The 6,455-nt window shown below is 73.7% G+C and carries 5 protein-coding genes and 2 pseudogenes; 2 read left to right on the top strand and 5 right to left on the bottom strand.

The features are described 5' to 3' along the window. From ADL22_RS09265 to ADL22_RS09275, 4 genes and pseudogenes are all read right to left on the bottom strand, one after another. The coding region (locus ADL22_RS09265) for an acyclic terpene utilization AtuA family protein (protein ID WP_159048598.1) at positions 1 to 358 on the bottom strand (358 nt) is incomplete at its 3' end. A 158-nt stretch (positions 359 to 516) separates the two neighbouring features. After that, the gene (locus ADL22_RS09270; protein WP_066975654.1) at positions 517 to 1,320 is read right to left on the bottom strand and encodes a TIGR03084 family metal-binding protein; all 804 of its coding nucleotides are present in this window, start codon (positions 1,318 to 1,320) and stop codon (positions 517 to 519) included. A 279-nt stretch (positions 1,321 to 1,599) separates the two neighbouring features. Next, positions 1,600 to 2,032 (bottom strand): annotated as a pseudogene (locus ADL22_RS33725) (XRE family transcriptional regulator); the annotation flags it as partial. Positions 2,033 to 2,095: 63 nt separating this feature from the next. After that, entirely contained in the window at positions 2,096 to 3,037 is a 942-nt protein-coding gene (locus tag ADL22_RS09275) for an EamA family transporter (RefSeq protein WP_234430613.1), read from the bottom strand. A 10-nt stretch (positions 3,038 to 3,047) separates the two neighbouring features. On the opposite strand from ADL22_RS09275, the gene ADL22_RS35210 reads away from it, so the two are divergent. Continuing rightward, complete coding sequence (locus ADL22_RS35210) at positions 3,048 to 3,251, top strand: hypothetical protein (protein ID WP_066975656.1); 204 nt, start codon at positions 3,048 to 3,050, stop codon at positions 3,249 to 3,251. Positions 3,252 to 4,020: 769 nt separating this feature from the next. Further along, complete coding sequence (locus ADL22_RS09285) at positions 4,021 to 5,733, top strand: FG-GAP repeat domain-containing protein (protein ID WP_079063971.1); 1,713 nt, start codon at positions 4,021 to 4,023, stop codon at positions 5,731 to 5,733. Positions 5,734 to 5,768: 35 nt separating this feature from the next. On the opposite strand, the pseudogene ADL22_RS09290 reads toward ADL22_RS09285, so the two are convergent. Further along, positions 5,769 to 6,455 (bottom strand): annotated as a pseudogene (locus ADL22_RS09290) ((Fe-S)-binding protein); the annotation flags it as partial.

A 6,455-nucleotide genomic window follows, 5' to 3' on the forward strand; every position in this document is an offset into this window, starting at 1 on the left:
CCCACCCCCCGCGCCCCGTTAGGTCGTCCCCCTCCACATGCGCCACGCGCACCGGAACCCCGACCCGCTCCCCCAACTCCCTTACGGCGTCCGCCAGTCCGGCCGGATTCAGCCCGCCCGCGTTGGTCACGACCCTGACCCCGCGCTCGACGGCGAGCCCGAGTCCCTCCTCCATCTGCCGCAGAAACGTCTTGGCGTACCCGCGCGCCGGATCCTTCAGCCGCTCCCGGCCCAGGATGAGCATGGTCAGCTCCGCGAGGTAATCCCCGGTCAGCACGTCCAGCGGCCCCCCGGTCAGCGTCTCCCGCACGGCGTCGAACCGGTCGCCGTAGAAGCCGGAGGCGTTGCCGATGCGCAGCGGTTCGGTGGGCGGGGGGTCGGCAGGCGCGAGCCCGGCGCGGGGCCGGTCGGCACCCGCCGGCCGTCCGGATATGCCCGCCCCTCCCGGTACGTCCGCCCCTCCCGGTACGTCCGCCCGCTCGGGTATGCCCGCCCCTCCTGGTCCATCCACCCGCCTCACCGCCGTACCTCCCCCGGTGCCCGCCCCGGCCCGGCCGGCCCCGCGAAGGACTGCGCGATCCCCAGCCACCGCTCGGCGTCCGCGCCCCGCACCGCCAGGGAGACGTCGTCACGATGCGCCCGCTGCGTCACCAACAGGCAGAAGTCCAGCGCCGGCCCGCTCACCCGCTGCGCCGCGCCCTCCGGCCCGAACGCCCACTCCTCCCCGCCGGGACCGGTCAGCTCCACCCGGAACTCCTCCCCCGGCGGCGTCAGCCCGCGCACCGCGTACGCGTAGTCCCTGGCCCGCACGCCGATCCGCGCCACATGCCGCAGCCGCGCGGTCGGCATCCGCCGCACCCCGAGTGCGTCCGCCACGTCCTGCCCGTGCGCCCAGGTCTCCATCAGCCGCCCGGTGGCCATCGACGCCACACTCATCGGCGGCCCGTACCACGGCAGTTTCCCGCCCGGCGGCTGCGCGGCCAGCACCTCCAGCAGCTCCGCCCGCCCGGCCCGCCAGCGCGCCAGCAGCTCGCCGGGCGCCAGCCGCGCGCCCCGCTCGGCGCCCTCGTCCACGAACGTGTCCGGCGACGCCAGCGCCGCCTCGACCTCCCGCCCGAACCCCTCGGGATCGACGGCCGACCGCACGGCCCGCTCGTCCGTCCACCGCAGATGCGCGATCTGGTGCGCGATCGTCCACCCGGCGGCCGGCGTGGCCCGCGCCCACTCCCCCGCCGGGAGCCCCGCCACCAGCCCGTCCAGCTCCTCACCCTCGGCCCGCAGATCCGCCAGAACCTCCGCGACCTCCCGCGGATCGGCCATCGCGCCCACTCCTCATCCACGCCAGGACGCCCGTCTCCCGTACGGGCAGGGCGTGTTGACAGCTGCTGTGGTGATGCGAGACCCGAGCGTGACACCACCCCCGGAAACAATCAAGCACGCCTGCATGATTTTTCGCCATGGCGCACCGAGGGGGCCCGAGCGATCCCCTAGGGCTGCCGACTGGCTCCCCAGGGGGCACCGAGGGACCGTACGAGAACGAGCTCCCGGCGCGCGCCCGTCATAGCGCTTCTGCCCCCTAGAGGCAGGTCCCGAGCCCGGAGCCGCCGCCCGCTCCCACAGCTCCTCGCCGTGCTCGGCGAAGCGGTCGAACATCCCGCCGTCCCCGTGGCGCCGCAGACGCAGCAGCGGGGAATCATGCCCGGCGAGGCGCGCCAGATGCGGCGTGACCAGGGCCGCGTCGTCGAAGCGGAAGACCGACAGGCTGACGTGGTTGACGGCGCTGCCGGGTCACCGCCCCGTCCGGATCCCCGACCAGAAACCGCACCCGGCACCCCGACCCGGCCTTGCGCCGGATCGTCTCCGCGAAGCGCGGCACCTGCGTCCAGAAGAAGTAGTTCGTGTAGCCGGCGAGGAAGATCTCCGCGCTCGCCGACTCCACCAGTTCCGCCCAGGCCGTCGACGGGCACGCGGACCGGTACGGATAGCTGCGGACCAGTTCACGATCGGTACCGGTCTTGACGCGGTCGTGCACCGGCGACCTCCTGCGGAGGCATCCCGGAGGCCGCGGGGGTGGAGGTGATCGGGGGGCGCCCGCTCACCGCCGCGCCCCGCTCAGCACCGCGCCCGCGCTCGCGACGACCACCAGGCCGATGGCGACGACTTCCGGCCAGCCCAGCGACTGGCCGAGGATGAGGAAGCCGGCGGTCGCGGCGGCGGCCGGTTCGAGGCTCATCATGACCGCGAAGCCGGACGCCGGGAGCTTGCGCAGGGCCAGCAGTTCCAGGGTGTACGGGAGGACCGACGACATCAGCGCGACCGCCGCGCCCAGGCCCACGGTGACCGGGTCCAGCAGCGCCGTGCCCGCGCTGAACGCGCCCAGCGGCAGGCTCAGCAGCGCCGCCACCGTCATCGCCAGCGCCAGCCCGTCCGCCTGCGGGAAGCGCTGCCCCGTACGCGCCGACAGCAGGATGTACGCGGCCCACAGCCCGCCGGCGGCCAGCGCGTAGCCGACGCCGACGAGGTTCAGGCCGTCGAACCCGGCGCGTCCCAGCAGCACCACGCCCCCCAGCGCCAGCACCGCCCACAGCATGCTCAGCAGCCGCCGCGAGGTCGCCACGGACAGGATCAGCGGGCCGAGGAATTCCAGGGTGACCCCGGCGCCGAGCGGGATGCGGTCGATGGCCTGGTAGAAGAGCGCGTTCATCCCGGCGAGGGCCACGCCGAACGCGACGACGGTGGCCCAGTCGCCCCGCGCGTAGCCGCGGACCTTCGGCCGGCAGACGACCAGCAGCACCAGCGAGGCGACCACCAGCCGCAGGGTGACGACCCCCATCGCCCCGGCCCGCGGGAACAGCAGCACCGCCACCGACGCCCCGAACTGGAGCGAGACGATGCCGCCGATGACCAGCGCGACGGACAGCAGCCGGCCCTGCGTCCGGGCGGTGGCCGTACCGCCGGGGACCGCCCCGCGCGCCCCGGCCCGGGTGCCGATCCCCGCTTCGGCCTCGGCTGACAGGACCTCGGGCGAGGGCGGCACGGGGACGGGTATGGCGGGTATCCCGCCCGTGGGCGCGCCGGAGGAGGGAGCGGAGGAACCGGCCGAACCGGCCGAACCAGCGGACGGGGACGCGGCGGACGAGGCACTGGCGGGCGACGAAGCAGCAGACGAGGAACCGGCCGAGGACGACCCGGCGGAGGACGCGGACGAAGCATTCACACGGCCACGCTACGACCCGCGTTCCGGCACGTGAAATGCCTTTTCCCCGGTTGTTACGCTCGCCACGCATGAGCCGTGAGCTGTGTCATTTCCGCTGCTTCCGCGCCATCGCCGACACCCTCAGCGTGACCCGCGCCACCGCACGGCCGGCCTAGCCCGGGGCGATGTGGACGCGGCCCCCTACGGGGCCCCCGTCGATCGGCCCGTCCGCCGCCCTCACGGTCGGGAACACCGGCGATTGGATCGCCGCCCTCACCGCCGGCCGCGCGGTGGGCGTCATCACCTCCGCCACCGCCGGCACGCACCCGCACCCGCACCCGCACCCGCACCCGCACCCGGCCATGGCGTACGTCGCTGACCGACGCCCCACCCGTCCCCGTCGTCCTCGCCTGGCGCGACGGCCCGGGGCACCCCCGCATTCCCGACCTGGTGGCGTTGGCTCGCGAGGTGATGGGTTAGGGGGTTACGGGGTTAGGGGTTAGGTGGGGGGCGAGATTCGGCCAACTCCGGCCTCCAGGGCGGGATTTCGTCCAGGGAATGGAATCCCCCTTCACCACTTCCTCACCGCTTGTACACTCCATCCTCCCGGGCATCCTTCACCGATCCTCGCCGCGTCCACCGTGCCCCTTGGGTGCCCGTGAGAGCAGTGCGCGCGGTCGTGCCGCCCGGTCCTGTCGCTGCTTCCTGTGGGGGGAAGAACGTTGACTTCCGAAATACCGCGTACCCGGCACGTCTCCCGTGCCCGGAACGCCGCGCGTGTCCGGCGGCTCGCGGCCTGCACCGCGCTCGTACTCAGCGCCGGCATGCTGCTGTCCGCGCCCGCGTCGGCCGACGACCGGCCGGCCGCGCCGGACCGGCGCATCACGCACCACACGGCCGACGACCGGCCATCGGTCCCGACTCTTCCGCCGCGTACGGCCAAGCGCCCCGGCAACACCGGAACGGGTGGCGCCGGCAAGGGACTTACCGGCCCGGGGGTCGCGGCGGCGCCCGGCAAGGCCGCGCCGCGATTCGATCTCGACGGGGACGGCTGGGGTGACATCCTCTACCGCGCGCAGGACGGCGGAGTGCGCGTCATCCCGTCCGACAACACACCGGTCCACCGGTTCGCCCTTGAGGGCGCCGGGGGCGAGATGTTCAAGGATCTCGTTCCCCTTGGCGACCAGGACGGCAACGGCACCGTCGAGTTGCTGACCCTGTCGTCCGACGGCACCCTCACCATGCGGAGCGACGCCGGCCTGAACGGCACGACGGCCCCGCTCTGGTCCGGCAAGGGCTGGCAGATCTACAACAAGCTGGTGGCCCCCGGCGACCTGACCGGCGACGGGAAGACCGACCTGCTGGCCCGCACGCCCTCCGGCGAGCTGTACCTCTACCGCTCCAACGGCCGGGTGGTCGCCCCGTTCGCCACCCGGGTCAAGGTCGGCGGCGGCTGGCAGATCTACGACCAGATCGTCGGCGTCAACGACGCCAACGGCGACGGCCTCGGCGACCTCTACGCCCGCACGCCGACCGGTGACCTGTACTTCTACGCGGGCACCGGCGACGCCTCGGCCCCGTTCAAGCCCCGGGTGCAGGTCGGCTACGGCTACGGGATCTACAACCAGCTCCTGAGCGCCGATGACTTCGACGGTGACGGCTACGCGGACCTGCTCGCCCGCACCCCGGCGGGCGAGATGTACGTCTACCGCTCCAACGGCACCGGGCAGTTGCTCGCTCGCACCGGATGGGGCTCGGGATGGGGGGTGGTCACGCTCTTCGCCGGCGCGGGCGCCAATCCCCACCTGGGCAAGTCGGAACTGCTGGCCCTCGACACCAGCGGCACGCTGTACTTCTACTACTCCCGGAACAACGGGAAGGTGAGCCCCCGGGCGCAGGCCAGCAACCCCGGAGCGTTTGCCGGTGCCCGGCTCATCCACCCGTCCTCCATGGACAACAACGGGCAGGCCGACGTCTTCCAGATCTACCGAGGCGGCCTCTACAACTACGAGGTCGGCTCGTCCAGCGGCCCCTACCTCATCGGCGGCGGCTGGGACATCTACAACACCGTCTTCGGGCCCGGTGACCTCAACGGCGACGGCAAGGGCGACCTGCTGGCGCGCGACGGGTCGGGCAACCTCTACCTCTACCGCGGTGACGGGACGGGTCAGCGGGTCGCCAGCCGGATCAAGGTCGGTGGCGGGTGGAACGCGTACGACGCGCTGGTCGGTGCCGGTGACATCACCGGAGACGGGCTGGCGGACATCGTCGCCCGTACGCCCGGTGGCACGCTCTACCTGTACGCGGGCACCGGCGTGGCCGACGCCCCCTTCAAGGCGCGGGTGAGCCTCGGCGGCGGCTGGAACACGTACCGGAAGCTGGCCGCGCCGGGCGATATCAACGGCGACGGGCGCGCGTCCCTGCTCGGCGTCGACTCGCGCGGTGATCTGTACGCGTACTACACGGACGGCAAGGGCTCCTTCCGGTCCCGGGTGAAGATCGGCAACGGCTGGAACATCTACTCGACTCTGGCCTGAGCCGGTCGACCTTCTGTGAGTGGGCGGTGGGGCCGTCAGCCGTGTGGCTGCGGCCCCTTCGCCGTGTCCGGGTGGTCCGCCGTCTCCCTCCTCTCCGCCGCGTCCAGGGCCTCCGCCAGGACTTCCGCCAGGTGGCGGGCGGGGCGGGCGCCCTGGTCGGTGAGCTGGGCGAGTTGGGTGCGGCAGGAGAAGCCGTCGGCGAGGATTTCGGCGTCGGGGGCGGCGGCGCGGACGGCCGGGAGGAGCTGGTCCTCGGCGCAGGCCAGCGAGATGGCGTAATGGCCGCGTTCGTAGCCGAAGTTGCCGGCCAGACCGCAGCAGCCGCCGCTCAACGCGCCGCCCAGGCCCGCCCGTTCGCGGAGTCGGCGGTCGGCGGCGTCGCCGAGGACGGCGTGCTGGTGGCAGTGGGTCTGGCCGGCGACCGGGCGGTCGACGCGGGGCGGGGTCCAGTCGGGCGCCAGTTCCTCCAGTGTCTCGGCGAAGGTGCGGACGGCGGCGGCGAGGCGGGCGGCCCGGGGGTCGTCGGCGAGGAGTTCCGGCATGTCGGTGCGGAGCGCGGCGGCGCAGCTCGGTTCGAGGACGACCAGGGGGCGGCCGGGGCGCACCAGGGGGCTCAGGACGTCCAGGGTGCGGCGCATGACGGCCCGGGCCTGGGTGAGCTGGCCGGTGGAGACGTAGGTCAGGCCGCAGCACAGGGCGGGGCGGGGCGGGTGGGGCAGCGG

Source organism: Streptomyces sp. NRRL F-4489 (genome assembly GCF_001509485.1).
Taxonomy (GTDB): domain Bacteria; phylum Actinomycetota; class Actinomycetes; order Streptomycetales; family Streptomycetaceae; genus Streptomyces.

Coding starts and splice junctions, on each gene's coding strand:
- ADL22_RS09270 (WP_066975654.1), bottom strand. CDS start 1,320: ATGGCCGATCCGCGGGAGGTCGCGGAGGTTCTGGCGGATCTGCGGGCC.
- ADL22_RS35210 (WP_066975656.1), top strand. CDS start 3,048: ATGGCGGGTATCCCGCCCGTGGGCGCGCCGGAGGAGGGAGCGGAGGAA.
- ADL22_RS09285 (WP_079063971.1), top strand. CDS start 4,021: ATGCTGCTGTCCGCGCCCGCGTCGGCCGACGACCGGCCGGCCGCGCCG.